The 24,232-nt window shown below is 67.5% G+C and carries 26 protein-coding genes; 15 read left to right on the top strand and 11 right to left on the bottom strand.

The genetic code is table 11. From position 1 onward, the window contains the following. Positions 1–115 precede the first annotated feature (115 nt). Complete coding sequence (locus NV1_RS36870) at positions 116–1,159, bottom strand: zinc-binding dehydrogenase (protein ID WP_084526386.1); 1,044 nt, start codon at positions 1,157–1,159, stop codon at positions 116–118. A gap of 53 nt (positions 1,160–1,212) precedes the next feature. Between NV1_RS36870 and NV1_RS36865 the strand changes: the two genes are divergently transcribed. Both NV1_RS36865 and NV1_RS36860 read left to right on the top strand, forming a co-directional pair. Next, positions 1,213–1,992, top strand: a complete 780-nt coding sequence (locus NV1_RS36865; RefSeq protein ID WP_174557524.1) for an AraC family transcriptional regulator — start codon at positions 1,213–1,215, stop codon at positions 1,990–1,992. Between the two features lie 123 nt (positions 1,993–2,115). Then, positions 2,116–2,565 carry a GlcG/HbpS family heme-binding protein gene (locus NV1_RS36860; protein WP_218027321.1) on the top strand — a complete coding sequence of 150 codons (450 nt, stop codon included), beginning with the start codon at positions 2,116–2,118 and terminating at the stop codon, positions 2,563–2,565. On the opposite strand, the gene NV1_RS36855 is transcribed toward NV1_RS36860, so the two are convergent. Further along, positions 2,549–3,241 (bottom strand): type 1 glutamine amidotransferase domain-containing protein, encoded by a 693-nt coding sequence (locus NV1_RS36855; RefSeq protein ID WP_067902557.1) that lies wholly within the window; start codon positions 3,239–3,241, stop codon positions 2,549–2,551. The two genes, NV1_RS36860 and NV1_RS36855, sit on opposite strands and share 17 nt — an antisense overlap. A gap of 252 nt (positions 3,242–3,493) precedes the next feature. Between NV1_RS36855 and NV1_RS36850 the strand changes: the two genes are divergently transcribed. Continuing rightward, entirely contained in the window at positions 3,494–4,387 is an 894-nt protein-coding gene (locus tag NV1_RS36850; protein ID WP_245714115.1) for a TIGR03621 family F420-dependent LLM class oxidoreductase, read from the top strand. Between the two features lie 32 nt (positions 4,388–4,419). Here NV1_RS36850 and NV1_RS36845 read toward each other — a convergent pair whose 3' ends face one another. After that, on the bottom strand, positions 4,420–5,229 hold the full coding sequence (locus NV1_RS36845; RefSeq protein WP_067902551.1) for a LysR family transcriptional regulator: 810 nt from the start codon (positions 5,227–5,229) through the stop codon (positions 4,420–4,422). Positions 5,230–5,296: 67 nt separating this feature from the next. On the opposite strand from NV1_RS36845, the gene NV1_RS36840 reads away from it, so the two are divergent. Beyond that, positions 5,297–6,193, top strand: coding sequence for an NAD(P)H-binding protein (locus NV1_RS36840; RefSeq protein WP_067902547.1), 897 nt, complete (start codon positions 5,297–5,299; stop codon positions 6,191–6,193). Between the two features lie 97 nt (positions 6,194–6,290). Here NV1_RS36840 and NV1_RS36835 read toward each other — a convergent pair whose 3' ends face one another. The 3 genes from NV1_RS36835 to NV1_RS36825 form a co-directional block, all read right to left on the bottom strand. Then, the gene (locus NV1_RS36835) at positions 6,291–6,770 is read right to left on the bottom strand and encodes a nuclear transport factor 2 family protein (protein WP_245714114.1); all 480 of its coding nucleotides are present in this window, start codon (positions 6,768–6,770) and stop codon (positions 6,291–6,293) included. Next, positions 6,751–7,593, bottom strand: coding sequence for an SDR family NAD(P)-dependent oxidoreductase (locus tag NV1_RS36830; RefSeq protein ID WP_067902609.1), 843 nt, complete (start codon positions 7,591–7,593; stop codon positions 6,751–6,753). The genes NV1_RS36835 and NV1_RS36830 overlap by 20 nt, the downstream gene beginning before the upstream one ends. A 126-nt stretch (positions 7,594–7,719) precedes the next feature. Next, positions 7,720–8,121 carry a cupin domain-containing protein gene (locus NV1_RS36825; protein WP_245714113.1) on the bottom strand — a complete coding sequence of 134 codons (402 nt, stop codon included), beginning with the start codon at positions 8,119–8,121 and terminating at the stop codon, positions 7,720–7,722. Positions 8,122–8,618: 497 nt separating this feature from the next. On the opposite strand from NV1_RS36825, the gene NV1_RS36820 reads away from it, so the two are divergent. From NV1_RS36820 to NV1_RS36810, 3 genes are all read left to right on the top strand, one after another. Further along, entirely contained in the window at positions 8,619–9,791 is a 1,173-nt protein-coding gene (locus tag NV1_RS36820) for an aminoglycoside phosphotransferase family protein (RefSeq protein WP_067902545.1), read from the top strand. A 352-nt stretch (positions 9,792–10,143) separates the two neighbouring features. Continuing rightward, positions 10,144–11,436, top strand: coding sequence for a cytochrome P450 family protein (locus NV1_RS36815; protein WP_067902604.1), 1,293 nt, complete (start codon positions 10,144–10,146; stop codon positions 11,434–11,436). A gap of 116 nt (positions 11,437–11,552) precedes the next feature. Beyond that, positions 11,553–12,113 carry a DUF2165 domain-containing protein gene (locus tag NV1_RS36810; RefSeq protein ID WP_084526382.1) on the top strand — a complete coding sequence of 187 codons (561 nt, stop codon included), beginning with the start codon at positions 11,553–11,555 and terminating at the stop codon, positions 12,111–12,113. A gap of 86 nt (positions 12,114–12,199) precedes the next feature. Here the strand turns inward: NV1_RS36810 and NV1_RS36805 are convergent, their stop codons facing one another. Continuing rightward, positions 12,200–12,646 carry a peroxiredoxin gene (locus NV1_RS36805; protein ID WP_067902597.1) on the bottom strand — a complete coding sequence of 149 codons (447 nt, stop codon included), beginning with the start codon at positions 12,644–12,646 and terminating at the stop codon, positions 12,200–12,202. A 188-nt stretch (positions 12,647–12,834) separates the two neighbouring features. Beyond that, positions 12,835–13,197 carry an ArsR/SmtB family transcription factor gene (locus NV1_RS36800; RefSeq protein ID WP_067902541.1) on the bottom strand — a complete coding sequence of 121 codons (363 nt, stop codon included), beginning with the start codon at positions 13,195–13,197 and terminating at the stop codon, positions 12,835–12,837. 98 nt (positions 13,198–13,295) lie between these two features. Here NV1_RS36800 and NV1_RS36795 point away from each other — a divergent pair, with 98 nt between their 5' ends. Further along, complete coding sequence (locus NV1_RS36795) at positions 13,296–15,269, top strand: heavy metal translocating P-type ATPase (protein ID WP_067902538.1); 1,974 nt, start codon at positions 13,296–13,298, stop codon at positions 15,267–15,269. A 262-nt stretch (positions 15,270–15,531) separates the two neighbouring features. On the opposite strand, the gene NV1_RS36790 is transcribed toward NV1_RS36795, so the two are convergent. The 3 genes from NV1_RS36790 to NV1_RS36780 all read right to left on the bottom strand — a co-directional run bounded on the left by NV1_RS36790 (position 15,532) and on the right by NV1_RS36780 (position 17,660). Beyond that, positions 15,532–16,035, bottom strand: coding sequence for a thioesterase family protein (locus tag NV1_RS36790; RefSeq protein ID WP_067902593.1), 504 nt, complete (start codon positions 16,033–16,035; stop codon positions 15,532–15,534). Positions 16,036–16,123: 88 nt separating this feature from the next. Continuing rightward, on the bottom strand, positions 16,124–16,270 hold the full coding sequence (locus NV1_RS36785; RefSeq protein ID WP_157117614.1) for a hypothetical protein: 147 nt from the start codon (positions 16,268–16,270) through the stop codon (positions 16,124–16,126). Between the two features lie 496 nt (positions 16,271–16,766). Then, complete coding sequence (locus tag NV1_RS36780; RefSeq protein WP_067902533.1) at positions 16,767–17,660, bottom strand: SCO6745 family protein; 894 nt, start codon at positions 17,658–17,660, stop codon at positions 16,767–16,769. Between the two features lie 308 nt (positions 17,661–17,968). On the opposite strand from NV1_RS36780, the gene NV1_RS36775 reads away from it, so the two are divergent. The 7 genes from NV1_RS36775 to NV1_RS36745 all read left to right on the top strand — a co-directional run bounded on the left by NV1_RS36775 (position 17,969) and on the right by NV1_RS36745 (position 24,228). Continuing rightward, a complete protein-coding gene (locus NV1_RS36775; RefSeq protein WP_067902530.1) occupies positions 17,969–18,508 on the top strand; it encodes a hypothetical protein in 540 nt (179 codons plus the stop codon). A gap of 241 nt (positions 18,509–18,749) precedes the next feature. Beyond that, positions 18,750–19,358 carry a TetR/AcrR family transcriptional regulator gene (locus NV1_RS36770; protein ID WP_067902592.1) on the top strand — a complete coding sequence of 203 codons (609 nt, stop codon included), beginning with the start codon at positions 18,750–18,752 and terminating at the stop codon, positions 19,356–19,358. 188 nt (positions 19,359–19,546) lie between these two features. Then, positions 19,547–20,827: a cytochrome P450 gene (locus NV1_RS36765; RefSeq protein WP_084526394.1), complete on the top strand. Its 1,281-nt coding sequence runs from the start codon at positions 19,547–19,549 to the stop codon at positions 20,825–20,827. Between the two features lie 16 nt (positions 20,828–20,843). Continuing rightward, complete coding sequence (locus tag NV1_RS36760; RefSeq protein ID WP_067902525.1) at positions 20,844–21,614, top strand: SDR family NAD(P)-dependent oxidoreductase; 771 nt, start codon at positions 20,844–20,846, stop codon at positions 21,612–21,614. Between the two features lie 39 nt (positions 21,615–21,653). Then, complete coding sequence (locus NV1_RS36755) at positions 21,654–21,854, top strand: ferredoxin (protein ID WP_067902523.1); 201 nt, start codon at positions 21,654–21,656, stop codon at positions 21,852–21,854. Positions 21,855–21,886: 32 nt separating this feature from the next. After that, the gene (locus NV1_RS36750; RefSeq protein ID WP_067902520.1) at positions 21,887–23,194 is read left to right on the top strand and encodes an MlaD family protein; all 1,308 of its coding nucleotides are present in this window, start codon (positions 21,887–21,889) and stop codon (positions 23,192–23,194) included. Continuing rightward, a complete protein-coding gene (locus tag NV1_RS36745) occupies positions 23,191–24,228 on the top strand; it encodes an MCE family protein (RefSeq protein ID WP_067902518.1) in 1,038 nt (345 codons plus the stop codon). The genes NV1_RS36750 and NV1_RS36745 overlap by 4 nt, the downstream gene beginning before the upstream one ends. The last annotated feature ends 4 nt before the right edge of the window (positions 24,229–24,232 follow it).

The raw sequence follows: 24,232 nt of genomic DNA, 5'->3' as shown, positions 1-24,232 counted from the left end.
CCGTGGCGGCGACAGGGACCACCCTTACAACTTGTCCGAGCAGCGTGCTCGCGACAGACCTCGCTCCGCAAAGCGGCTGGAACCACGAACCCCAGGCAGATTCGCCCGCCTCTCGCTAGGGCAGCATCACGATCTTGCCGATGGCCTCGTTGTTCTCCATGTATCGATGGGCGGCGGGGAGGTCGTCGAGATTCACGACGCGGTCGATGACGGGACGGTAGAGCCCCGACTCCACTCGGTGGATGATCCGCTGCAGAACGTCCCTGCCCGCACGGCCGCGAAGCTCATTGCTGTGGAACGCGGTCAGCCTGGTCCCGGAGGGGATCATCGCGATCGGCTCGAAATCGCGCAGTGTCCAGCCACTCAGCGAGCCTGCCACACAGACCGTCCCGCCGCGCCGCACCAGACGTAGCGAGTCCACCGCGGTGGCGGCTCCCACCAGATCCAGTATGTGATCGGGGCCCTCGGGCCAGACGGCGTGTACCTGATCGGCGAGCGAGGCGTCTTCGTCGACGAGGACGTGGTCGGCGCCCGCGGCGAGCAGTGCGTCGATCCGGTCTCGGCGGCGGGTCGTGGCCGCGATCTCGGCGCCGCAACCGGCGGCGATCGACACCGCGGCCAGCCCCACCGAGGAAGTTCCGCCGCGGATCAGCAACCGGCTGCCGGGCTCCGGTGTGAGTCCGGCCGCGTCGAGCGCGCCGTGTGCGGTGAGGTACGTCTCGGGCAGCGCTGCCAGAATGTGCCAGGGCAGCGTGGTGCTGACCGGCATCAGCAGTGCATCGGGCAGCAGGGCGTATTGTGCGTAGCCGCCGTCGAATTCGCGTCCCATCTCACCCATCACCGCCGCGACGGTCGTCCCCTCGGGCAGCGCCGGATCGGTGGAGGCGGCTACGGTGCCCACACATTCGATGCCCAGCACGCGCGGGAAGGTGACGCCGGGAGAGTGTCCCCGGCGGGTCCTGAGTTCGGACCGGTTCAGGCCCGCGCCCCGCACCCGAACCAGACTCCAGCCGTCGCGGACCGCCGGAATGGGCAGGTCGCGGATCTCCAGCAGGTCCGGGCCGCCGGGCTCGACGCAGACCGCCGCCCGCATGGTCGTCCCGCTCACCCGCTCCGGGCGTGCGGCGTGGATCGTGTTCGTTCGAAGGTCATCGCGCATATGGTCACTGTGGCGCGGCGGCGAGCGGCCGACCACCGATAGAATGCCGTGTTGTGCCCATTGCCCGCCAGACTTCCGGGCCGGGTGTCACGTCGCGAGTGTGGCCGTCCGGCGGCGTGCATCTGTGGCCGGCCGGGGCGACGAGTTCGGAACATGCCCATCGGCGCGGGCATCTGGTGTACGCGGCGCGGGGCGTGCTCTCGGTGCGCACCGAACGCGGCGCGTCGATCGTCCCCGCCAATCGAATCGCCTGGACACCAGCCGGATTCGCGCATCGGCACCGGGCGCACGGGGACACCGACATGCGGATCGTCTTCCTGTCGCCGGCCCTGGCCCGGCTCATGCCCGGCCGCCCTGCCGTATTCACCGCCTCCGGCCTGGCCCGGGAGGTCGTACTGGGGTTGACCGGTTCGCGCGAGTACGAGCGCGCGGCGCGTGCGCGGATGCATCGGGTGCTGGTCGACGAATTGCGCGAGGCACCCGAACAACCGCTGCAGTTGCCCGAACCGGTCGACGACAGATTGCGTGCCGTCGCCCGGCTGCTGTACGAAACACCCTCGGACAACGCGTCATTGGCCGAACTCGGCCGCCGGGTCGGGGCCGGCGCCCGCACGCTGAGCCGCCTGTTCCGCAACGAACTCGGCATGACCTTCTACGAGTGGCGCACCCAGGTACGCATCCACCACGCACTGGTCCTGCTCGCCGACGGCCACGACGTCACGCATGTGGCGCACGCGTGCGGGTGGGCCAACCCCAGCGGCTTCATCGCGGCCTTCACCGGCATCGTCGGTACTACCCCCGGTCGTCACCGGAACGGCCGGGACGCCCAGTGATCTCGGCGCACACCGCCACCGGTCGCGCTCGGATGTGGCACTCTCCGGCGCGGGGACATCCGAGATCCATCGAACAGCCTTGCCCCGCACGGCGAATACGGCCCGCCGGTGTACGTTTGCGCTGTGTCTGATACTCCACGCCTTCCCGGTCTCACCCTGGCGGAGGCGGATCGGTTGGTGAACACCGCGCTTGCGGTCGGCGCCGAGCGCGGGTTCCCGCCGCTGGCGGTCGCCGTTCTGGACGTCACCGGTGCGGTGATCGTCCTGCGGCGCGGTGACGGCGGTATGCCCATGACGAGCCGGATCGCTGTGGCCAAGGCGCGCACCGCGTTGCTGGCCCTGCGGTCCTCCGGTGAGATCGCCCTGCCCGGCGGCATCGTCGACAGTATCCAGCACCTCTACGGCGGCGACTTCGTCCCATGGGCGGGCGGGGTCCTCATCACCGACGGTGCGATGGTCGTGGGCGCCGCGGGCGCGTCCGGCGCCCACGCCGTCGAGGACGAGGAGGTCGTGCAGACCGCGGTGGAGCAGTGGCAGCAGGATCGCCGGCGCCGGATCAGCTCAGGGCAGTGAGTATTTCGTCCGCGAGCGGTTGGGCGGAGGCCGGGTTCTGTCCGGTGCGCAGGTTGCGATCCACCTCGATGTGCGGGGCCCACGGTGCGCCCTCGCGGAAATCGGCGCCCAGCGCGACCAGACGGTCCTGCAACAGCCACTTGGCCTTGTCGGCGAATCCGGCCTGACCCTCCTCGGCATTGGTGAATCCGGTCAGGCGATACCCGGCGAAGGGGGAGCCCTCCGTCGATTCGGTGGCCAGCAGCGCGGCGGGCGCGTGGCACACGATGCCCAGCGGCTTGCCGGAGGCGAGTGTCTCGGTGAGCACGCGCGCGGAATCGGCGCTCACCGCCAGATCCTCCATCGGGCCGTGACCGCCCGGGTAGAAGACCGCGTCGTAATCGGACGGCCGCACGGTCGCCAGATCGACCGGGTGCCGCAGTTCGTGCGCGGCCCGCAGCGCGGCCTCCACCACGGCGGCGCCCTCCGGCCCCCCGTTGACCTCCGGTGTCAGACTGCCCTGGTCGACGGCCGGTTCGACCGCGCCCGGCGTGGCCACGGTGATCTCATGCCCCGCCGAGGTGAATGCCCGATACGGCGCGACGAACTCCTCGGCCCAGTAACCGGTGGGATGTTCGGTGCCGTCAGCCAATGTCCAATAACGGGCCCCGGTGAGGACGAACAAGATCTTTGCCATCGGAATTCCTCTCGTGGATGTACGCGGTGCGACGTGCCGACGCCGAGTGTCCGGAACGTCGATGTACGGACATGTCCACGCTAGTGCGGTACGGATCAGGCGAACGCGAGGTGCCCCAACCGCCCGACGAGCCGAGCCGCCCGCTCGACGATGCGGTCCGCGGCGTGCGATGCGCGTTGTCCGGCGGCGGGCAGGGAGATCGCGGAAGTAATCGGATGCCGTCCACCCCGCTCGCGACTACGGTGGACGGACGTGGAAGACAATCGAAATGACTTGACCGCGCGGCCTTTTCGGTTCGCGGTCGGAATAACGGCGACCAGCACGCGCCGCGAGTGGCAGGACCGGGCACGTCAGGCCGAGGATCTGGGCTTCGACGTGGTTCAGGTGGCCGACCATCTGGGCATGGTCTCCCCGTTTCCGGCGCTGATCAGCATGGCCGAGGCGACCAACCGGGTGCGGGTCGGCACGATGGTGCTCAACTCCGGTTTCTACCGCCCCGCCCTGCTGGCCCGCGACGTGGCGAGTATGGGCCTGCTCACCGAGGGGCGATTCGATTTCGGCATCGGCGCGGGACCGGATTTCGCCAAGCCCGAATTCGAGGTCGCCGGGCTGCCTTTCCCGGGCGGCCGGCAGCGGATCGAGAATCTGGCCGACACTCTCACCGAGATCCGCAAGCTGTTCGCGAACGACCATGAACCGCCGCTGCCGCACCCGATTCCGGTGTTGGTGGCCGGTGCCGGTGATCGTTTGCTCCGGGTTGCCGCCGAGTACGCCGATACGGTCGCGATGGCCGGGGTGCGCGTCGGCGCGGATATCGACTCCGACGCTACCGGAGTCGCCGCGCTCGCCCGGCGCGTGGAGTTCGTTCGCGAGGCCGCCGGGAATCGTCTCGCCGACCTCGAATTGGGCCTGACCGTCCAGGGCGTCGAGCTGGACGGCCACGAGTCCGATCTGACGATGGTGCGCATGTTCAATCCGGCCCTGACCGAGGAGCAGTACCGCTACCTGCCCGGCGTTCTGCACGGCACGGCCCGCGATATCGCCGACACCCTGCGGCACTATCGGGACGAGTACGGCATCACACACTATTCGGTATCCGAGTCCCGGATGCGCGCACTGGCAGAGGTGATCGCCGAACTGCGCTGAGCCGCAGCCGAATTGGCTGGGGAGCGGTCCGATCAGCTCTCTCGCAGTGTCGCGGTGGCGATGTCGAGGAATTCGCGGACCGGTTTCTCGCGGCGGTCCACGGGAGCCGCCAGACAGGTCTCGATGGCCGGGACATCGGTGAGCGGCAGGCTCACCAGATCGGCACGCGAGTAGGCTCGCGCGACGCTCGACGGGACGATGGCGATGCCGTGTCCGGCGGCGATGAGCTCGAACTTCTCCTCGAGTGAGGCGGTGCGGCGTGCTGTGGCGTCGAGCAGGCGCTCACCGTCGAGTTCCGCGCGGGTGAGCTCGCCGCGGGAGGCCAGCGGGTGCGCGGCGGGCATACAGGCGACGCGGGATTCGTGGCCGATGGATATGGTGCGCATTCCCGAATCGTCGAACGGTCGGCGCAGATAACCGACCTGTGCGCGGCCGTCCCGCAGCGGGGTGTCCGGCTCCCACCAGCGCACCGGGATCAGGTCGGTCTCGACGTCCGGATGGCGCGCGGCGAACGCCCGAATCGCCTCGGACACATGGAGTCCGGGGGAGAAGGCCACCACGAGCCGCTGCACGCCGTGGTCGACGTCGTGCACCCGGCGCACCGCGGCATCGACCGCCGCGAGCAGTCCCGGCGCCTCGCGGTAGAGCTGCTCACCGGCCGGGGTCAGCGCCACACTACGGGTGGTTCGCTCGAGCAGCGCGCAGGAGAGTTCCTCTTCGAAGGCTCTGATCTGACGGCTGAGCACCGGTTGCGCGATGTACAGCCGCTCGGCCGCCCGGCCGAAATGCCGCTGCTCGGCCACCGCGACGAAGTAGCGAAGCTTGCGCAGATCGAAATCCATGCCTTCAGGGTATCAATTTTCGGCAAGGGTATTGGACCGTTCGCGCCCGGATGCCGAGACTCGAAGCATGATCGTCATCACCACTCCCACCGGCAAGATCGGCAGCCGGGTATTGGAAATCGTTGTCGCCCAGCAGGATAAGACCGGCGAGCTGGTGCGTGTCATCGTCCGCGATCCGAGCGGGCTGCCCGATGCGATCCGCGATCGGGTCGAGGTCGTCGCCGGTTCGCACGGTGACCGCGAGGTGCTGGACCGTGCCTTCGTGGGTGCGGACGCGGTGTTCTGGCTGGTGCCGTCGGACCACCGAGCGCCCAGCCTCGAGGCCATGTACTCCGGGTTCACCCGGCCCGCGGCCGAGGCGTTCGCGGCGCACGGAGTCGGACACGTCGTCGGCGTCTCGGCGCTCGGGCGCGGCACGGCCGCCGCGGGCCGCGCAGGTCATGTGACCGCCTCGCTGGCCATGGACGACCTGATCGCGAGCACCGGCGTGGCCTATCGCGCGCTGGCGAACCCGACTTTCATGGACAACCTTCTGCGACAGGTGAATTCGATCCGGGAGCAGGGTGTGTTCACCGACACCATCGACCCGGGCCAGCGGCTGCCCATCGCCCCGACCCGCGATATCGGCGCGGTCGGCGCGCGGCTGTTGCTCGACCGGTCCTGGACCGGCACGGGCGAGGTGCCGGTGCTCGGCGCGGCGGACCTGTCGCCGAACGATATGGCGCACACCATGTCCGAGGTGCTGGGCCGCCGGATTCGGTACGTGCACCAGAGTTTCGAACAGTTCCGGGACTCGTTGACCGGATACGGGCTGCCGGCGCCGATCGTGCGCGGTTATCTGGAGATGATGCGCGCGGTGAGCGAGGGCATCAACGAGGGAGTGCCCCGGACTCCGGAGAATACGACCCCGACCACCTTCCGGGAGTGGTGCGAACAGGTTCTGGCGCCGGCGGTGCGGGTATGAGCGGGTAGGAGACGGCGCTGGTCGTCGGAGCTCGCGCAGCCGGGACCCGGCCCTCGCGGCGGAATATGCGAGGGGTGGCCGGTCCCGGCTCGCTCGTTCAGTCCTGCGAATCGGTGAGGACCTGCCGGGTGGCCGCACTGCCGTCCAGCGGGCGGCTGATCCGGTGCACGATGCGCCATCCGTCGGCGGTGCGCCGCAGCCGGATGCGATGTGCCCCGGCGCGCCAGATGTAGGGGCCGTTCTCGTTGTGCCGCACCAGGATCGACTCACAGACCGCGACGGCCTCGTCGCCGTCGACACTGATACTCGGCGGGCCGAAGAAGTGCGCGCTGCCGGTGCCGATGATCCGCTGATGCGCATCGGATCGGATCATCGCGCGCACTTCGTCGCGGCCGCGCATGCGGCGGCCGTCCACGTCGTATTCGCCGTCCTGGGCCCACAATTCGGCGGCGTCGGCGCTTCCCGCGTCGGCGAGCGGTCCGTAGGAGGTGAGCAGGCGCAGCACGGCGAGTTCGTCCTCGACGCGCTGGATGCGCCGCTCCAGCCGGGCCAGGGCGTCATCCATGGCGGGCCGCATCGGCGGAAGGCTCGCGGTTCAGCAGGCCGGTCATGGCGTTGTGCGTGGTCAGTACGATCCTCGCCCGGTCCGGGCCGGTGCGCCACGCGACGGCCTTCTCGTTACCGCTGACCACGTGGACGGGGCCGTGTGCCAGGTGCGCCAACCCTTCTCGGGCGACATCCGCGGGCTCGGACACGACCATGCCCGGGGTGTCGAAGTTCAGCCCGACCCGCTCCATGGCCGGTGTGCGGGTGACGCCGAGTATCAGGGTCAGCACGTCCACGCCGTGCTCGCGCAGCTCGAGCCACAGTCCTTCGCCGAAGATGCGCACGAATGCCTTGGCCCCGCCGTAGACGGTGTGCCGCACCGAACCCGCATACTCCGACAGCGACCCGACCAGCAGAATGCCGCCACGCTGCCGATCCCGCAGGAGACGCCCGTAATGGTGGACGAGCGCGAGCGTCGCGGTGATATTCAGATCGATCACGCGCCGGAATTCGCGCGGATCTCCGTTCAGGAATTCCGTGCTGTGTGTATTGGCCCCGGCATTGCAGATCAGCAGGCCGACCTCGAGATCCGCGGTCGCCGCGAGCACGGAATCGACCCCGCCGTCGGTGAGATCGACCGCGAGCGTGCGTACTTCGACGCCGAGGGCGCGGCAGGTCCCGGCGACCCGCGCCAACGGCCCCGGCTTGCGGGCAACCAGCACCACATTCACGCCCTCGCCCGCGAGCTGCCGCGCGAATTCCGCCCCGACTCCCTCGGACCCGCCGGCGATCACCGCCCACGGGCCGTACCTCGACAGATCTGGTTCGGCCGGGACAGCCGCGTCAACGCTCATGAGCGCCAGTATCGCGCGGCGAACCGTCTCGGACACCCTGTGTTCCGGTGAACGGGACCGCGCCCGAGGACGCTCGAACCATCTGGCGGACAGCGTATCCGAGCCACAGCAGGCTGCTCCGGAGCGCTACCTCGCGCCGCGGGCGGCGGCTCGTTCGATGGCGTCCATGCACTGCCCCAGAGCGAATGCCGGGTTGATCTCGAGCGCCTCGGTGGCCTCCTCGTAGATCAGGACATGGCCTGCGGGAAAAAAGTACGCCTCGCCCGAGGTGGCGGTCTCGTCGGGAATGCCGGTACCGGGATAGGTGGCCCGGATGGTTCCGGAGAAGATGTAACCGTAATGCGGGCAAGGGCATACCCCGCCCGGCATGCCACCGGCGCGGTAGAGCTCGGTACAATCGCGCGCTCCGGCCGCACGGGTGAATCCGACCTCCATATCGCCCCAGCGTTCCGAGCTGAACCCCTGGGCGCTGCGAGGCCAGCGGCCGCCTCCGCCGGGCGGCAGATCCTCGGGACGTGCATGCGGCATGTCGGCTCCCTTCCGTGGGCGTGGTCGAATCTTCCGTCACGGATAGAACACGACTCTTACTGAATGTAGAACAGCATTTCTGTTTATGGGATCAAAATTCTCGAAGTGGGGGCCGAATAGCGATGGCGGCGGAACGACGTGCTCGCTGATGTACTGTGCTCATCCCGCCGCGCGGGCGGCCGGACTCGACCCGAGGCGTATACGTTCCATCGGAGGGGAGATTCTCCCGCCGCGGGCCGGTTGAGCAGAACCGCATTCGGAGCCTGTGGACACGAATGTGAATGTGCCACAGTGATATTCGTATTATCGAGCGTCGCCGATGCCGTCCGGCGACGCTCGTCAGCGGTGGGAGGCCTTCTCGTGCCGAGCGCACTTGTGGGGCAAGATCATTGTCGGGCAACGTATTCCGAACTCATGGGGTACTGTCTGCGGGCGCCGACCGGCGGGGGTCGGCGGGGCGCGTCAGTGTTGTCGTAGTTCGGAATCGAGGCAAGCGCATGAACCACAAGCTCTGGTTGCTCGGGCGATCGGTCACCGTCGGTGCACATATGGCGGGCGAGACGATCACGCGGCCGAAAGCTCGGTCACTCCAAGATGTTCCGGTCTCCGGCGAGTCCGTCACACCCGAATGGCTGACCGCCGTGCTGTGCCGCGAGGTCCCCGACGCGCGAGTGCTGTCCTTCGACACCTCGAATGGCAGCCGCGGTACGTCCACGCGTGTGGCGATCCGGGTCGAGTACAACGATGCGGGAACCGAGGCGGGCTTGCCGCGGGAGCTGTTCGCGAAGACGACGCCGGCGTTCAGTCAGCGCATTCTGCTGGGGGGCGGCAAGATGATCGACGGCGAGACCCGGTTCTTCAAGGATTTCCGGCCGCGCGTGGAGATGGAGGCGCCGATCGGCTACTGGGGCGCGTCGGATCCGGCGTCCTGGCGCTCCATCGCGCTGATGGAGGATATCGCGGCCACCCGGGGCGCGGTGTTCAGCGAGCCGACCGCGCCGATCGCCCGCGACCAGATCGAGGATCTGGTGCGCAATCTCGCCCGGTTGCACGGGACGTTCTGGGAGAATCCGGCGATCGGGGTGCTGAACACCCCGGCCTACATGCTCGACGCCTACCTCGCCGCAATCGATATGCGCAAACGCTGTGAGGTCGGCCTGAGCCGGGCGCAGGAGGTCGTCCCCGAGAGCCTGCACGGACAGGCGGACCGGCTGTGGGCCGGTGTCGAGCGGGCCATCGCGATCGCGACCGAGGATATGCCCGCGACACTGCTGCACGGCGATCCGCACATCGGGCAGACGTATCGGACCGGCGAGGGCCGGATGGGATATGTGGACTGGCAGGTGGTGATGCGCGGCGGCTGGGCGCACGACTTCGCCTATACCGTCAATTCCGGCTGCGAGCCCGAGGACCGGCGTGCCTGGGATCGTGAACTGTTGCGGGCGTATCTGGAGGAGCTGGCGCGGGCCGGAGGCGCCGCGCCCTCGTTCGACGATGCCTGGCTGTTGTATCGGCAGCAGTCGATGTTCGCTTATGCCGCTTGGGCTTTCACGATCGGCCGTGCGGCGTATCAGCCGAGGATGCAGTCGAACGAGACCTGTCTGACGTTGCTGAAACGCATCACCACCGCGATCGACGACCACGACTCACTGGGCGCGTTGGGCGTCTGAATTCCCTTCCGCGACGGCATCGGCGCACTCGCACCTCGCGGGTGCGCCGATGCCGTTCCTCGTAAAGATCTTGTGCCCCTGCACATATCGGCCATTGGTCACAATCGAGACAGCGGCGGGGGTGCGGTGAGCGCACCGCGCCGCATCGTTACCTGCACATTTGCTGATATGACACGACAAGACGGAAAAAGATTCCGGCAGGCCGGTTTTGATGCCTTTGCGCATAGTTGCGGACCCGGCTGTACCATCGACCGGTCGTTGCCGGGGAGCGTTCGATGATGATCGCCGCAGCAATGATTCGACCCGGTGCAGTACTGCAGCAGATGTGAAATCCGAAAGTCTGGAGTTGTCCTTGAGTACGCCGCAGTCCCAGGAGCGCGCCAGATCGTGCCCCGTCGCCCACGATTCGCGCGCCCATGGTTCACCGACCGATACCGACGGTCCCCGAGTTCCGTTGCACACCCCCGAATTCGCCGACGACCCGCACCGCGTCTATGCCGAGATGCGGAAGCGATACGGCTCGCTGGCCCCGGTCGAACTGGCCCCCGGCGTCCCGGCGACGCTGGTGATCGGTTATCGCGCCGCGGTGCGGATCCTGAACGATCCGGAACACTTTCCCGCCGATCCGCGAACGTGGCAGCGGACGGTGCCGCAAAACTGCCCGGTCCTGCCGCTGCTGGAATGGCGTCCGATGGCGAGTCGTTGCGCCGGAGCCGAATTCGACCGGTACCGGCGCGCCATCACCGCCAGCGTGCAGGCGGTGGATCTGTACGCGATGCACGATATCGTCGAGGAGATCGCGATTCCGCTGATCAACGGCTTCTGCCAGGACGGTCGCGCGGAGTTGATCAGCCAGTACGTCTACCCCCTGGTATTCGAGGTGGTCAACGCGATGCTCGGCTGCCCGCCGGAGATCGGCCAGCAGGTCGCCGCCGGCACCGCGGCCATGCTCGAGGGGGTCGACGCGGAAAAGGGCAGTCAGATGCTCGGCCAGGCGCTGATGGATCTGGTGACGCTCAAACGAAACACCCCGGGTAACGACATCACCTCGACGCTGCAGCAGCACCCTTCGGGCCTGGACGATGTGGAGGTCTCGCACCACGTCTCGCAGGTGTACGGGACCGGGATCGAGTTCGAGCTGAACTTCATCGTCAACACCCTGCTGCTGGTCCTGGCCGACGACCGTTTCGGCGGCAGTGTGCTGGGCGGGAACCTGTCCTCGCGCGATGCGCTGGACGAGGTGCTGTTCAACGACCCGCCGCTGGCGAATTTCCTGGTGAGCTACCCCCGGCAGCCGATCCTGATCGAGGACATCTGGCTGCCCGCACATCAACCGGTGGTGATCAGCATGGCCGCCTGCAACAACGATCCGGCCATCCGCTCGGCCGCAATGACCGGAAACCGCGCTCATCTGGCCTGGGGTATCGGCCCGCACGCCTGCCCCGCCCAGTCGCTGGCCTACCTGATCGCCCAGGACGCCATCGATCAACTCCTGGACGCTCTCCCCGAGATTCGCTTCGACGCCTCCGAGGGCGGACCCTCCTGGCGCCCCGGTCCCTTCCATCGCGCCTTGACCGCCCTGCCGGTCACCTTCCCGGCCACCGCCCCGCTGAACGTGCGAAACGAGCACATCACGATGCCCTGAGTCCGAGCGCTCGCCCCGCCGCACGGACCGTTGCTGTTGTCAGCAACGGTAAGCAGGCCCGGCCGTGGCTACGATGCTGCGTCCGCAAGTTCTGTCAGCAATCGGAAGGTGAACGAATGAGCCTGCCCGGCAAGCGATTTCTCGATGTGGTGAGTAGTCGTGACATGGCGGTGGTGGTGCTCGCGACGATTACCGGGGTCTACTATCTCATCGTCGCGGTGACCAACTGCACCGATACCGACACCAACCGGCACGCGGTGGCCGAAGTGTTCTCCATGCGCCGCACCATTCACAACCCGGCAACCGACTGGCGGTCGGTGACCAACGGCACCGTCGCCCTGGTCGCCTACATCCTGATCGTCGTCTGGGAGTACCTGATCGCCTTCGTGTTGCTGGCCGCCGCGGCGAACGGCTGGTGGGGACTGGCCCGCGGTCGGCGAGCCGGTCTGGCGACCTCGGCGAAGCTGGCGAGCCTGGGCTGGATCATGGTGACCCTGCTGTTCGTCGGCGGATTCCTGACCGTGGCGGGGGAATGGTTCCGGATGTGGGCGAACAAGCAGGTAGACGCCTCCTCGGCCGCCCTGCAGAACTTCCTGATCGCCGCCGTCGGACTGATCCTCGTCCATCTGCCCGATCGACGCGAAACACTCTCCAGTTCAATAGAATCCGGCGAGTAGACGAGTCGTTCGAGCGTTGCGATCGTCGTGCGGGCGGGTGTTCGTCGCGGCCGCACGGCGATCGGCCCGCTCATCGGGCTGTGCGACTACTTCGCAAGGGCGGCAAGGGCTTTGTCGGCATGCACGTTCATATTGACCTCGCTGTGCACCGCGGCCAGAATCTTCTTGTCGGCGCCGATGACGAAGGTGGCGCGCTTGGCGGGCAGGCCGGGAATCAGCCGCTTGATCCCGAACTCCCGCGCGACCGCCCCGCCGACATCGGCCAGTAGCGGATAGCCCAACTTGTGCGCGTCGTCGAATCGCTTCTGCTTGGCCACATCGTCGGCACTGATCCCCAGAATCGTCGCGCCACGGTCGGCGAACTCGCCGACGATATCGCGGAAATGGCATGCCTCCCTGGTGCATCCCGGGCTGAGCGCGGCCGGATAGAAGAACAACACGACGGCCCCCTTCTCCAGCACCGTGCCGAGTCGCACGGACTCGCCGTGCTGATCGGTAAGTTCGAAATCGGGCGCGGTGTCGCCTACTTGCAGCATCGGTTCTCCTGGGCTCCGGTTGTCGGTCCGGGGTGCGGCCGGCGCCGCCCGGCCGGGTGGGTCGTGCACTTGAATGATGCACTACGGCGGGGTAAGTGGCTCTTCGCCCGCCCGCTGGGTCCGAAATGTGCCGCGTCGGGAGGGCTTCGGGGCGTTTTCGGACGGATTGCGCGTCCGGGGCGGGGTCAACCAGCTGTCTCGGGTCGGTCGCTGAGTCCGAGGCGGAGATGTTCGCTGTGGTAGACGGCCTCGTCGAGAAGCTGGGCGACGTGGTTGTCGTAGAGGCTGTAGATGATGCTGCGTCCGGCGCGGGCGCCCACGACCAGGCCGAGGTTGCGCAGTAGGCGGAGCTGGTGGGAGACCGCGGACTGTTCCATGCCGACCGCATCGGCCAGTTCGGTGACCGGCAGGGGACCTTGGCGCAGCTGGGTGAGAATCAGCAGCCTGCTCGGTGTGGCGAGGGCTTGCAGGGTATTGGCCACGTGGGCGGCGGCATCGGCGTCCAGACGCGTCACGGGCCGGTCGCGTCCTTCGACTCCGTGTCCCATGCCGAGGCAGTTTACTCCGACCCGGCACACATGAAGACATCTTCATATTTTCTGTTATGGTGGGCTCGGTCGGCAGTACCCGCTCCTGGAGGTGATCCGTGGCCGCACCGATACTTTCCCCGCCTCGCGCGACCCCGGCCGCCGACCGGATTCCGGTGCGGCGCACGAGACTGTTCGCGTTGCCGGAAATGCGTTGGGCCGCTGCGGCTTCGGTGCTGTTCCTGCTGGGGTTGGCGGCGCAGCTGGCTGGTTTGCCGTCCTGGTCGTGGTGGGTGCTCTACCTGGCCTGCTACGTCGCGGGCGGGTGGGAGCCGGGCCTGGCCGGGCTGCGAGCCCTGCGGGACAAGACCCTGGATGTGGATCTGCTCATGGTGGTCGCCGCGATCGGCGCGGCCGGGATCGGGCAGATCACCGACGGCGCGCTGTTGATCGTCATCTTCGCCACCTCTGGCGCCCTGGAAGCCCTGGCGACCGCGCGCACCGAGGATTCCGTGCGCGGACTGCTGGATCTGGCCCCCGAGACCGCGACCCGCGTCGGCGTCGGAGGCGCGGACGAGACGGTCGCGGTGGCCGACCTCGAGGTGGGCGATGTGGTGCTGGTGCGCCCGGGTGAGCGCGTCGCCGCGGACGCCACCGTGATCGGCGGCGGTAGCGAGGTCGATCAGGCCACCATCACCGGCGAACCGCTACCGGTGGACAAGACCACCGGTGACGAGGTGTTCGCCGGAACTCTCAACGGCACAGGCATATTGCGCATCCGCGTGGACCGACGCGCGCAGGATTCGGTGGTCGCGCGGATCGCCGCCCTGGTCGATCGGGCCGCCGGAACCAAGGCCCGCACCCAGCTGTTCATCGAGAAGATCGAGCAGCGGTATTCGCTCGGCATGGTGGCGGTGACGATCGCGGTATTCGTGATTCCGCTGCTGGCAGGGGATTCCGTGCAGCGGGCGTTGTTGCGCGCGATGACGTTCATGATCGTCGCGTCCCCGTGTGCGGTCGTCCTGGCGACCATGCCGCCGCTGTTGGCAGCGATCGCCAATGCCGGCCGGCACGGCGTGCTGGCCAAATCCGCGGTGGTGATGGAACAGCTGGGCACCGTCGACCGGGTGGTGTTCGACAAGACCGGCACGCTCACCCACGGCACTCCCGAATTGGTCGAAATCCACTGTGTGGAAACAACGTTCACTGACGATGAGATCCTGCGGCTGGCCGCCGCGGTCGAGCATCCCAGCGAACATCCGCTCGCCGCGGCCGTCGTCCGTGCCGCCCGCACTCGCGGGCTCGAACTGCCCGCGGTGGACGAATTCGCCGCTCGTCCCGGACGAGGCGTTTCGGCGCTGGTGACCGGACGACGCGTCGCCGTGGGATCGATGACCTCGCTGCCCGCCGGGACGGACGGGCTCGATGCCGCCGCCACGACAGTGGCGGAGATCCAGGCCCGCGGCTGTACGGCCGTGGTGGTGACTTGCGAAAACCGGCCGATCGGCGTGCTCGCCCTCAGTGACCGGTTGCGCCCCGAGGCCGCGGCCGCCGTCGTTGCCGCCGCACGCGTGACCGGCGGCTCTCCGGTGCTGCTGACCGGGGACAACGCCGCCACCGCCGCGCGCCTGGCCGAACAGGTCGGGATCAGCGACGTTCGCGCGGATCTGCTTCCCGAAGGCAAGGTCGAGGCGGTGCGCGCCCTGCAGGCAGACGGGACGCGGATCGCCATGATCGGCGACGGGATCAACGACGCCCCGGCCCTCGCCACGGCGCACTCGGGCATCGCGATGGGCGGCGCGGGGTCCGATCTCACCCTGCAGACCGCGGACGCCGTCGTGGTCCGGGACGACCTCACCACCGTGCCGGCTGTCATCGCCCTGTCCCGGCGAGCCCGTCGCGTCGTGGTCGCCAATTTGATCATCGCGGCCATCTTCATCGGCATCCTGGTGCTGTGGGATCTGTTCGGCACACTGCCTCTGCCGCTGGGTGTGGCCGGCCACGAAGGTTCCACCGTCATCGTCGGCCTGAACGGTCTGCGGCTACTGCGGGGCGCCGCGTGGACACGGGCGGTCCGAACCGGCCGACCGTGACGGTAGGGTCTGCCCCAACCGATGTGTTCGCTCCGGGTCCCGGCGGAATCCCGGTCATCGCACGGCAATCCGACCGCCGGACCGGACGAGAGCCGGCCGCGACGACCACGAACTCGGACCCGAGCGATCGAATCGCCGTGCCCACGGCCTGATTCCGAGATGCCATCGGTGGATCCGTCGGTCCGAGCGGGCTATGCCGGTCGGGCGTCGTAGATTCGTAGGTCGAGCGAGCCGCCCGAACCCGGGAGGCCGCGCAGCGTATTCACCGACGCAGCGAGATCGCCCCGGAGATCGGCGCGGCCCAGTCCAGGGCGGCGGATCGGTCGATGTACTTGTCCAGTCCCGCTGCGATATCGTCCGGTATGGCGGCGGCGCGGCGTGTTGTCAGGTCGACGTGCACCAGCATGATCTCGAGGGTGTTCGACAGCCGCTCCCGGGTGCGATCGAGCAGGAACGTCATCAGGTGAACCGCCTTGTCCGTGCGTCCGAGGATGCGCGCGTGCACCGAGAACTTGTCGCCCTCGCGCAATTCGCTGAGGTAGGCCAGATGGTGTTCGGCGGTGAACAGGGCCATGCCCCGCTCCGATCGATAGGACTGATCGAATCCGGAGCGCTGCATGATCGCGTCCGCACCGACCGACCCCTGGTACAGGTAGTGCACGATATTCATGTGGCCGTTCAGATCGATGAGGTCCGCGGTGACGGTCGCCTCGGTGGGATCCGGTATCGCGAGGACCTGCTCGAAGGTCGGTAACACAGTTGCCATGGCTCCATGTTCGCCGAGGCGCACCGACCCGGCCGACACCGGGGCAGCCCTGGCCGATCGCGGTCTCGGGCCCGCCGAGCGACGCCGGTCAGCCGATGACCTTGTCAACCAGCAAGAAAAGCGCGAACACCCCGCCCACGACCACCAGTCCGTAGTGTCCCGCGCTCCTGCCGTAGTCATAGATCGACGCGCCGACGATGATCGCTATCAGAAGAAAAAGAAACCGCTGCTGCACCGCCGACTCCCTCGAACTCTTCCCCAAGCCTAGGAAGTCCGGCTTCGATTGTGCCACAGCGCAATAAGCGAGTGGCGGTGCAGTGGCGACGACCGGACAGCGGCAGCTCCGTCGCGGATCGACTGCCGTACAGCCGATTACACCAGGTCCCGCGCGGTCGAGTCCGCGCGTACCCTCCGAACTCGGCTGATAGTGACGGAAACGGGTCTACCCGAACGGCTCTCGGGCCGCAGTTCGGCCAGGGGCGGCCCTCGTCGTCACCTCATTACCACGCATCTGGTGTTCACAGCTGTTGGGGCATCGGTGCCGGCTCCGCGCCCAACGGTTCCGTCGCGCTGACGGGATCGGTGATCGTGTGACTGTTCGCGGTCGTGGTGCGGGTGACCGTCGCGGATGCCGCCGCGGTCGCCGAGCCGGGTGAGCGGGACAGCGCTGTCACCACCACGCGGGGGTATGGAGTCCGGGGTTGGGTGGGCAGTTACTGGTGTGGCGCAGGCTATTCCCGTTCGGTGTCGGTCTCGGGAGGGCTGGTTCGGGCGGGCTTCGGCAGGCCCATCGGATTGTCTTCGGCGAAGGCGTTACTGCCGGCGATGGTGTGGGCGAGCGGGCGGACCAGTTCCGCGAGGCGTTCGGTTCCATTGGGGCCCAGAGTGTTCCACGGCTGCTGGGAGGCGTGATCGGTCTGGTGCTCGACCCGGGCGCGCAGCGCGTGGCCGTCAGAGGTCAGGGCGCCGGAGTCGTCGAGGAGGCCGCGTTCGCGGAGACGGTCGGTTGCCGAACTCCATTCCGCTTCGGTCCAGCTGCGGGAGGAGCGGATGCGCTCGGCCGTGACCTTGCCGTCGGCGGCGAATGCGACCAGGGCCTCGCACGGATCAAGGCCGCTCGCAAGGAGTGCGGCGACGTGGGCGTCGCCACGCGATTCGCGCAGGATCGTCTGGGCGTGCCAGAGGATCAGATGCGGTTCGCTCGGCCAGTCCAGGGCGGCGTTCGCGGCGCCGAGTGCGCGGCCGGCGATCGGAGCCGCGAGGGCGGCCGTCCGAGCCAGCTCCGCGGCCTCGGTCAGGCGAGGCGAGCGAATCTCGTCGCCGAGGATACGGTGCAGGATCTGCGAGACGCTTTCCCGGCGCGCGCGCAGATAGTCCGTGGGGGAGGCGGCCGCCCACGCGGCGGGAATGGCGTGCCCGACCTTGCGCGGATGGAAGTTGTAGAACGTCGCGACGACCACCTCGGCGGGCACCGGCCCCAGGGGTGCGGCCCGCAGCGCGAAGTAGCTCATCCAGAAGCCCTTGGCGCCGAGCGCCTCGCATACCTGCTGGGATTCCGGCGCGAAGTAGGTGACCGCGTGGTACGGCTCCATCAATTCCCACATGCGCCGCGAGGTTTCGCTCATCGAGCCACAATAGGGCAGTCGACGCGGACAGGACGACCGATCGTCGGAGCTCAGGGGCGCCGGAGTCGAGCACGCGGCGCGGGCTGTGAGCGTTATCTCTTCCACGTAGTGGGATGCCGGGCTGCGATCCGGGACGAAACGAGTATTGTTACGTCGGTCCGAAAACCAACCGGTACGCCAGTCGACGGAATAGTGCGATGGACTCCTGTCTGGACAGTCCTACGGGTCAGGTGTAGCCTCCCTCGCTATACCTGCCGGAACCGCACTCCGTAGAGTGCGCGAAGCCGGTCACCCCGCCAGAGAACGATATGTGTCATCAAAGTTCCGGGAGCCCGGCCGTACCGCGGGCGACTACTGCGACGATCGACCCCGCAGACGTCGCCACCACACCGGCGCCGACTCGCGCGCAGGACGAATCCGGCGTCGGCTCGCGCGAGTCGCGGCCCGGTCGGGTTGTCGCGTGTGCGATCGGGCGGGATGATCTGACCATTACCGAGGCCCACCTGGTCATGCAGCGTCACCGAGTCTGCGCGGGCACCGAGTGCCGGGCGCGGCGCGCGGCGCTACAAGTCCTGGTCGACGCGGGCCGCTACGTGTTGAGTACCTCGCGCCGGCATGTGCACATCGTCTTCGGTTCGGTGGGAATTCAGTTGGACTACCAGTGCCCGCACGCGGTCGCCGAGGAATTCGCCGAGCGCATGCGCGCCCATCCCGACGCCTCGGTCACGATCGATCACGATCTGAATCCCGATCTGCCGCCACTTCCGTGCGCCGGGCTGTGGCCGGGGACGGGCGTCGACGGAGAACGCACCCGGTCCGATATTCCGGTGTCGTCGGATCCTCTCTGAGCACGCCTGTCATCGGCCGAGCGGTACGCGATCGTGTCTCCGCACTCGTGTCTCGGGCGGCTGCGGAAGTTGTGTGGTGATCTTGTCGCTGGTCCGGCGGGGCGTCCGCCGAGCGCAGCCGGACATGCTACGACGGATAGGTGACGTTGCCGGAAATGCGGTCCCCGGGTGCCCGGCCGAACGTCGGCGGGTGTGCGCCGCGATCATGGATTCCGGTGACGTGGAATTCGGAGGTCGGACGATGACATCGACGCGGCGGATCGGTTCGCCCGATGCGAAGAACCGGACGGTGCTGCTGGACGCGGCGGAACAGCTCATGCTCGAGGAGGGCTATGCCGCGGTCAGCTCGCGCAATGTCGCGCGTAGAGCGGGCCTGAAGTATCAGCTGGTGTACTACTACTTCCGGACCATGGACGATCTGTTCCTCGCGGTCTTCCAGCGGCGCGCCGAGGAGGGCCTCGAACGTCAGGCCACCATTCTGGCTGCGAAGGATCCGTTGCGCGCGCTGTGGAAGTTCGACCTCGACGCGGCCTCGCGCGGCGCGCTCACCATGGAGTTCGTCGCCCTGGCCAACCATCGCAAGGTGATTCGTGAAGCGTTGGTCGACTATTCGCGTCGCTTCCGCGAGGCCGAAATCGAGATCGTGCGAACCGTTCTGCGGCGACACCGCATCGATCCGGACGTCTGGCCCCCCGAGGTGGTCGCCTTCGTGATGGCGGGCGTGTCCCGGACCATGGCGCTGGAAGGCGCACTCGGGATGACGATCGCGCATGAGGAAACCCTCTCCTTCGTGCGTGACCACCTGGCCCGCCTGGGCGACCCGCCGACGGAAACGGCTGTGGACGAGTAACTTTCGCGCTTCTTCCGGCGACCCTGGTCGGGGCCGGAAACCTTGACCGCGCTCGCCGGAGTGTGCTAAGCATGTGCTCAGCATTGCTGAGCAGTTGATTAGCATTCGGCCTCGGGCGGCTTCCGGGACGAAGGCGACTGCCACGTCCGGCGACAGTGCCGATGCTGCCTCTTCACCAGGAGTCCGTCGTGAGCATGTTCGATGAGATCGACTTCTTCACCGACAAATCGATTGTCGAGAACCCCTATCCCTACTTCGAATCGCTGCGGTCGCGCTGCCCCGTGGCGCGCGAGCCGCACCACGGCGTGATGGCGGTGACCGGGTACGACGCAGCCGTGGAGGTCTACCGCAATCACGGGACCTTCTCGAGCTGTATCGCCCCGACCGGGCCCTTCCCGGGCCTGCCGTTCGATCCCGCCGAGGGCGATATCGGCGCGTTGATCGAGAAACACCGCGAAGCGTTCCCGCTGCACGAGCACATGGTCACCTTCGACCAGCCGAAGCACACCATGCATCGCGACTTGCTCAAAGCGCTGTTCACGCCGCGGCGGTTGCGGGAGAACGAGGAGTTCATGTGGGTGCAGGCCGATCGCATGCTCGACGAATTCGCCGAGCAGGGCCGGACCGAATTCCTGCGCCACTACGCGCAGCCCTTCGCAATGCTGGTGATCGCCAATCTGCTGGGCGTGCCGGAGGAGGACTACACCGATTTCCGGCGGGTGCTGTCCAACAGCACACCGCCGGGCGCGATCGATGAGGAGGTGATGGTCGGCAATCCGCTGGAATTCCTGGCCGGCCGCTTCACCGGCTATCTCGAGGAACGTCGGCGTGAGCCACGTGCGGATGTGTTGTCCGCCTTGGCTTCCGCGCGATTCCCGGACGGATCGCTGCCGGAGATCTCCGATCTGGTCCACCTGGCGTCGTTCCTGTTCGCCGCCGGACAGGAAACCACCGCCAAGTTGATGACCGCCGGTCTGCGGGTGCTCGCGGAGAATCCGGACATTCAGCAGGCGTTGCGCGAGGACACCGACCGCATCGGCAGTTTCGTCGAGGAATGTCTGCGGCTGGAAGCACCGGTCAAGACCGATTTCCGGCTCGCCTGCCAGGCCACAACGCTGGGGGGTGTCGAGGTTCCGGCGGGCAGCATGGTGATGGTGCTGCCCGGGGCCGCCAATCGCGATCCGTCGCGATTCGAGGATCCGGGTGAATTCGTCCTCGATCGCCCCAATGCCCGAGAGCACATCTCGTTCGCCCGGGGTATCCACACCTGTCCGGGAGGCCCGTTGGCGCGCTTGGAATCCCGGGTGAGCTTCGAACGGATCCTGCGTCGGATGCGGGACATCCGGATTTCCGAAACCGAACACGGCCCGGCGGGTGCGCGCAATTTCGAATACGAGCCGACCTATGTCCTGCGCGGGCTCAGTTCGTTGCACATCGAGTTCACTCCGGTCGCCGCGGGCGAGAGATGACGAGCGAGGAATACCCATGGTCGAGACGAACCGCAGCGAAAATCCGTCGCGCGTGGCAATTGTCACCGGTGCTGCTTCGGGCATCGGTCTGGCGATTGCGCGAAAGCTCGCGCGGGAATCCCACCGCGTGGCACTGTTCGACCGGAACGGGGAGGCCGCGCGAAAAGCGGCGGCCGAACTGGCCGCGGAGGGTCTGCGCGCAATCGCCTACCAGGTCGATGTGACCGACGCCGATTCGATCGAAGCGTCGGTTCGCTTGGTGCGCAAGGATTTCGGGCCGGTGCAGATCGTGGTCACGAGCGCGGGGGTGGAGGAGTACACGGCGTTCGAGGAGATCACCCGGGAGCAGTGGGACCGCGTGCTGGCGGTCAATCTGAACGGGACGTTCGCGTGTATTCAGGCGGCGGTGCCGGATATGGTCGCGGCGGGTTGGGGACGTATCGTCACGATCTCCTCGTCCAGTGCGCAATCCGGAGCCAAGAATATGGCGCACTATGTCGCCTCCAAGGGCGGTGTCATCGGTTTGACCAAGGCACTGGCGGCGGAATTGTCGCCGAAAGGCATTACCGTCAACAGCATTCCGCCCTCGATCATCGACACGCCGATGGCGCGGCAGGCAACGGAGGCGGGATTCTTCCCCGGCGTCGAGGTCATCGCGCCGATGACGCCGGTGCGCCGGGTGGGCACACCCGAGGACGTGGCGGCCGCATGCGCGTATTTGTGTTCGGAGAGTGCGGGTTTCGTCACCGGGCAACTCATCGGTGTCAACGGCGGCCTGTACATCTGAACGGCCCGCGCATCCGGCGGATCGGTATTCGGAGGAGTTATGGAGATACATATCGATCGGCGCAGGTGCGAAGGTCACGCACTGTGCGCGAGTATCGCGCCGAGCGTATTCGAGGTCGGCGCGGACGATCTGGCCGCGGTCGTGGACTCGAATCCGCCCGAGGACGTGGCACCGCAGGTGCGCATGGCCGTGGATGCCTGTCCGACACTGGCGATTTCGCTCGGCGGATCGCCGTCATGAGAGCGCGTCGCGAGCACGGGAGCGAGTGAGGCGTGTCCATCCTGTTCGAGCCCGATGGGCGGGGTCCTTCGGCAGTGCGGCTGTTGCTCAGCGGCCTCTGCTTTCTGGTCGTCGTCGCCGGTGTCGCCACGGCGATGGTCGCGGTCTCGCGCGGTGCGTTCCGCCGGACCGTACCGATCACCGCGGTGCTGGCCGACGTCGGCGATGGGCTGCCGGTCAAATCGGATGTGAAGTACCTGGGCGTTCGAGTCGGGTCGGTGACCACGGTCGCTCCGGCTCCCGAGCCGGGAATGAACGATGTACACATTCGGCTCGACCCGCGGTACGCCGGGCAGATTCCGCGGTCGGTGACCGCTCGCGTGGTGCCCAGCAATGTGTTCGCCGTGCCGTCGATCCAGTTGCTCTACCACGGATCCGCGCCCGCGCTGACCAGCAACGCGCGGATCCGGCAGGATCGCAGCCAGGCCACCGTGCGCCTGCAGACCTCGCTGGATCAGTTGCGCCGGATCCTCGCCGCGGTCGGTCGTGATCGGACCGATGCCGCCGTCGGCATGCTGGAGACCCTGGCCGAGGCCACCTCGGGGCGCGGGGAGTCACTCGAAGAGGCGGGGGCACAGCTGCGCCGGATCGTCATCGAACTGAACCGGGTGATATCGGTACGAGCCGTGCCGTCCACACTCGACTCCCTGTCGGCATCATTGCGCGAATTGCGCACGACCGCACCGGAACTGCTCGATACGCTGCACCACACCATCGAGCCGATGCTGACCGTCGCGCGGGAGCGCCGGCAGCTGACCGATCTGCTCACCGGCGGGGTGAGTACCTTCGACACGGTCGCAAATGCCCTGGGCCACAACACCGATCGGCTGATCTCCATCACCACCCAGCTGTCGCCCGCACTGGACGTGCTGGGCGACGGGGCGAGCCACTTCCCGCAGATCAGCAGTTCGGTCATCCGGATGAGCGGGAAATTCAATCAAACCTTCGATCCGCGCGTCCAGCGGGTGACCGCGAAGGTGATCGTGCAGCTGACCCCGAATCGGCAGTACACCCGGGCCGACTGTCCGCGCTACGGAACGCTCGCGGGCACCAGCTGTGCGACCGCCCCGGAGACTTCCGCCGCGCCGGCTTCGGAGCCGGACAGTGTGCAGCCCAACGGGTTCGGCCCCGCGGATTGGCCGATGACCGATATCGGCCCGGTCGGCAGCGCGGCCGAACAACAGCAGATCGCCGACATACTGGGCGGAGCGCCCAATGCCGCCGCCGACATTCTGTTCGGGCCGTTGGCACGTGGGGCGACCGTCGCGGTGGCCGCGGATCCGAGCGGAGGGGGCCGATGAGTTACCGACGGTCCCTGCTTGTGCTGGTCGTATTCGTCGTCGCATCGGTGCTGCTGTCCTGGACGGTGATCGTCACGCTCGAACGCGGAGTGAGCGGCGCCACGACGAAGTATTCGGCCATGTTCACCGATGTCTCGGGGCTGAGCACCGGCGACGATGTTCGGGTGGCCGGTGTGCGGGTGGGCCGGGTGGATTCGATCGAGCTCGACGGCGCCGTGGCCCGGGTCGGATTCGAAATCCAGCGTGACCAAACGCTTTTCGGTACCACCGTGGTCTCGGTGACCTATCAGAACCTGATCGGTCAGCGCTATCTCGGTCTGTCCCAGGGGATGCGCGGCTCCCCGGTGGCGCTGCGCCCGGGAGCGGTCATCCCGTTGCCGAACACCGAACCGTCCTTCGATATCTCCAAGCTGCTGAAGGGTTTCGAGCCGCTGTTCGGCACGCTGGACCGCAGCGCGGTCGACAACATCACCGAAGCCCTGATCAAGGCGTTGCAGGGCGGCAACGGATCACTCACCGCCCTGGTCGCCGAGACCACCGAACTCGCGAGATCCTTCGCGGGTCCCGATCAGGTGCTGGGACGGGTGATCACCAACCTCACCACGATCGTGACCGGCTTGGCCGCGCAGAGCGGCAACCTCACCACCGTCATCGATCAGACCCGCGCGATATTCGAAGGGCTGCAACGGAACAAGGATTCGCTGCTCGGATCGGTGGATCATCTCTCGCGGGTGGTCGATCGCGTGTCGCGGATCGCGGACGCCGATCAGCCCGCGCTCGAAGCCTTCCTGAACCGGAATCCCGGATTCGCACAACATCTTCTGGACAACAAATACAAGTTCGGTGTGATGGGCTTCAACCTTCCGTTCATTCTGAAGGGGCTGGCGCGCATCACCCAGGAAGGCGGCTATGCGGATGCGGACATCTGTGACGTCACCTTCTCCCTGGCTCCGGGCATGTCGCCGTTGGTTCCGGGGATTCTCGCCGCACTGACTCCGGGCGGAGTCGTCGAACATACCGCCAAGTGCAGGTGAGCCG

The sequence above is a fragment of the Nocardia vaccinii NBRC 15922 genome, from assembly GCF_001613305.1.
Lineage (GTDB): Bacteria > Actinomycetota > Actinomycetes > Mycobacteriales > Mycobacteriaceae > Nocardia > Nocardia vaccinii.
The sequence above is the reverse complement of the archived record's forward strand: the minus strand, read 5'-3'. Positions and strand labels throughout refer to the sequence as shown.

Excerpts from the sequence above, each read along its gene's own strand:
- NV1_RS36870 (WP_084526386.1), bottom strand. The coding sequence starts at position 1,159 with ATGCGCGATGACCTTCGAACGAACACGATCCACGCCGCACGCCCGGAG.
- NV1_RS36855 (WP_067902557.1), bottom strand. The coding sequence starts at position 3,241 with ATGGCAAAGATCTTGTTCGTCCTCACCGGGGCCCGTTATTGGACATTG.
- NV1_RS36845 (WP_067902551.1), bottom strand. The coding sequence starts at position 5,229 with ATGGATTTCGATCTGCGCAAGCTTCGCTACTTCGTCGCGGTGGCCGAG.
- NV1_RS36840 (WP_067902547.1), top strand. The coding sequence starts at position 5,297 with ATGATCGTCATCACCACTCCCACCGGCAAGATCGGCAGCCGGGTATTG.
- NV1_RS36835 (WP_245714114.1), bottom strand. The coding sequence starts at position 6,770 with ATGCGGCCCGCCATGGATGACGCCCTGGCCCGGCTGGAGCGGCGCATC.
- NV1_RS36830 (WP_067902609.1), bottom strand. The coding sequence starts at position 7,593 with ATGAGCGTTGACGCGGCTGTCCCGGCCGAACCAGATCTGTCGAGGTAC.
- NV1_RS36825 (WP_245714113.1), bottom strand. The coding sequence starts at position 8,121 with ATGCCGCATGCACGTCCCGAGGATCTGCCGCCCGGCGGAGGCGGCCGC.
- NV1_RS36820 (WP_067902545.1), top strand. The coding sequence starts at position 8,619 with ATGAACCACAAGCTCTGGTTGCTCGGGCGATCGGTCACCGTCGGTGCA.
- NV1_RS36810 (WP_084526382.1), top strand. The coding sequence starts at position 11,553 with ATGAGCCTGCCCGGCAAGCGATTTCTCGATGTGGTGAGTAGTCGTGAC.
- NV1_RS36800 (WP_067902541.1), bottom strand. The coding sequence starts at position 13,197 with ATGGGACACGGAGTCGAAGGACGCGACCGGCCCGTGACGCGTCTGGAC.
- NV1_RS36790 (WP_067902593.1), bottom strand. The coding sequence starts at position 16,035 with ATGGCAACTGTGTTACCGACCTTCGAGCAGGTCCTCGCGATACCGGAT.
- NV1_RS36780 (WP_067902533.1), bottom strand. The coding sequence starts at position 17,660 with ATGAGCGAAACCTCGCGGCGCATGTGGGAATTGATGGAGCCGTACCAC.
- NV1_RS36775 (WP_067902530.1), top strand. The coding sequence starts at position 17,969 with ATGTGTCATCAAAGTTCCGGGAGCCCGGCCGTACCGCGGGCGACTACT.
- NV1_RS36770 (WP_067902592.1), top strand. The coding sequence starts at position 18,750 with ATGACATCGACGCGGCGGATCGGTTCGCCCGATGCGAAGAACCGGACG.
- NV1_RS36760 (WP_067902525.1), top strand. The coding sequence starts at position 20,844 with ATGGTCGAGACGAACCGCAGCGAAAATCCGTCGCGCGTGGCAATTGTC.
- NV1_RS36755 (WP_067902523.1), top strand. The coding sequence starts at position 21,654 with ATGGAGATACATATCGATCGGCGCAGGTGCGAAGGTCACGCACTGTGC.
- NV1_RS36745 (WP_067902518.1), top strand. The coding sequence starts at position 23,191 with ATGAGTTACCGACGGTCCCTGCTTGTGCTGGTCGTATTCGTCGTCGCA.